A 2,230-nucleotide genomic window follows, 5' to 3' on the forward strand; every position below is an offset into this window, starting at 1 on the left:
CGCAACCACCCCCGCCCGCAACCACGCCACTCGCAGCCGTCCACAGTGGCGACCCAGAAGCTCGCTTTGTACGCCACGTATATCGGCGCCGAGACGCGCGCTGACCAGAATGAGCGGGAACGCCCCGCCCCGACACAGGAGGACCCATGACCGATTCGCGCGAGAGCGAGCTGCTGGCATCCGTACCCACCGGCCTGCTGATCGACGGGGAATGGCGCGCGGCGACCGGCGGCAAGACCGTCGCGGTGAACGATCCCGCGACCGGCGATGTGCTGATCGAGATCGCCGACGCGAGCGTCGAAGACGGCGTCGCCGCGATGGATGCCGCGGCCGAGGCGTTCCCGTCGTGGGCGGCGACCCCGTCGCGGGAGCGGGCCGAGATCCTCCGCCGCGCCTTCGACCTGCTGCAGGAGCGCAAGGAAGACATCGCGCTGCTGATGACGCTCGAGATGGGCAAGCCCCTCGCCGAGGCGCGCGGCGAGGTCGTCTACGGCGGGGAGTTCCTGCGCTGGTTCAGCGAGGTCACTGCGCACACCCAGGGCCGTTACGGCGCGAACCCCGAGGGCACCGGTCGCATGATCGTCACGCATCACCCGGTGGGTCCCTGCTACCTCATCACCCCGTGGAACTTCCCCCTCGCGATGGCCACCCGCAAGATCGCCCCCGCGCTCGCCGCCGGCTGCACGGTGGTCATCAAGCCGGCTACCCTCACCCCTCTCACCACGCTGTTCTTCGCACAGATCCTCCAGGACGCGGGCGTCCCGGCCGGTGTCGTCAACGTCGTCACCACGACGAACACCGGCCCGGTCTCGGAGCGCATCATCTCCGACCCGCGCCTGCGCAAGCTCTCCTTCACCGGGTCGACCCCGGTCGGCGTCAAGCTGCTGCAGCAGGCGGCCCCCGGTGTGCTCCGCACCTCGATGGAGCTCGGCGGAAACGCCCCGTTCGTCGTGTTCGACGATGCCGATCTCGACAAGGCCGTCGACGGTGCGATGCTCGCGAAGTTCCGCAACATCGGCCAGGCGTGCACCGCGGCCAACCGCTTCATCGTGCAGCGCAGCGTCGTCGAGGAGTTCACCCGCCGCGTCACCGAGCGCGTGCAGGGCATGAGGATCGGCCGCGGCACCGAGGAGGGCGTGCAGATCGGCCCGCTGATCGACGACCGCGCGGTCGACAAGGCCAAGACCCTCGTCGGTGATGCTGTCGAGCGCGGCGCCACCGTCACCACGGGCGGTTCGCCCGTCGACGGCCCCGGCACCTTCTTCGAGCCCACGGTCGTCTCGGACGTGCAGCCCGGCAGCGACATCCTCCGCGAGGAGATCTTCGGACCCGTGCTCGCGATCGTCCCCTTCGACGACGAGGACGACGCCGTGCGCATCGCCAACGACACCGAGTACGGCCTCGTCTCGTACGTCTTCACCGAGTCGCTCGCGCGCGGTCAGCGCATGATCGACAAGCTCGAGACCGGAATGATGGGCCTCAACGTCGGCGTCGTCTCCAACGCCGCCGCGCCCTTCGGCGGCTGGAAGCAGTCCGGCCTCGGCCGCGAGGGCGGCGACGAGGGCATCCACGAGTACCTGCAGACGAAGTACACGCTGACGGCCAACCCGTACGCGTAAAGACACCGGATGCCACGACCCCGGCGCCCCACGAGGGCCCGGGGTCGTGCCGCGCGAGGCGGTGAGTTGCGCCGTATGTCCGCTGCGAGGCCTCCCGGCCGCGCATATGGCGCAAGTCAGCGGGGTCGGCCGGGCCGGGTCGGGTCGGGTCGGGTCGAGGCTGCGGCGGAGGGGGAGCCGGCGTGAGGGAGAGTCAGCGCGTCGACCTGATGCGCGGAGGAGTCGCGCTCACGACGAGACTCGACCCCGTGGCGCCGCCGTCACGGGGCAGTGCTGCGCACCGACGACGGCGTCTGCGCGAACTCGCGCTTGAACGCGCGGGTGAAGCTGTCGATGTCGAGGAAGCCGCTGCGGCGCGCAGCCTCGTTCACGCTCGCGCCGCCGACCAGCAGCCGCCGGCTGTGGCGCAGCCGGCAGTTGCGGATGAACGCCGCCGGTGATTCACCGTCCGCGGCGAACAGCTTCTGCAGGGTGCGCACGGCGATGTGGAAGTGGGCGGCGACCCGTTCGGGGGTGAGATCGGGGTCGGCGGCGTTCTCGTCGATCCAGAGTCGGATCCCCTCAGCGAGAAGCCGGGGGTCCGCGGCCGGCGAACCGTCATCGCGGCCGCG

2 protein-coding genes are annotated in these 2,230 nt (G+C 70.7%); one reads left to right on the forward strand and one right to left on the reverse strand.

Annotation, left to right across the window (positions count from 1 at the left end; translation table 11 throughout):
• Positions 1–146 precede the first annotated feature (146 nt).
• A complete protein-coding gene (locus P2P98_RS06540; RefSeq protein ID WP_275798311.1) occupies positions 147–1,619 on the forward strand; it encodes an NAD-dependent succinate-semialdehyde dehydrogenase in 1,473 nt (490 codons plus the stop codon).
• A gap of 260 nt (positions 1,620–1,879) precedes the next feature.
• Here the strand turns inward: P2P98_RS06540 and P2P98_RS06545 are convergent.
• Positions 1,880–2,230: helix-turn-helix transcriptional regulator (locus P2P98_RS06545; protein WP_275798313.1), on the reverse strand; the 351-nt coding region annotated here is incomplete at its 5' end.

Source organism: Microbacterium sp. Kw_RZR3 (assembly GCF_029222405.1).
Lineage (GTDB): Bacteria > Actinomycetota > Actinomycetes > Actinomycetales > Microbacteriaceae > Microbacterium.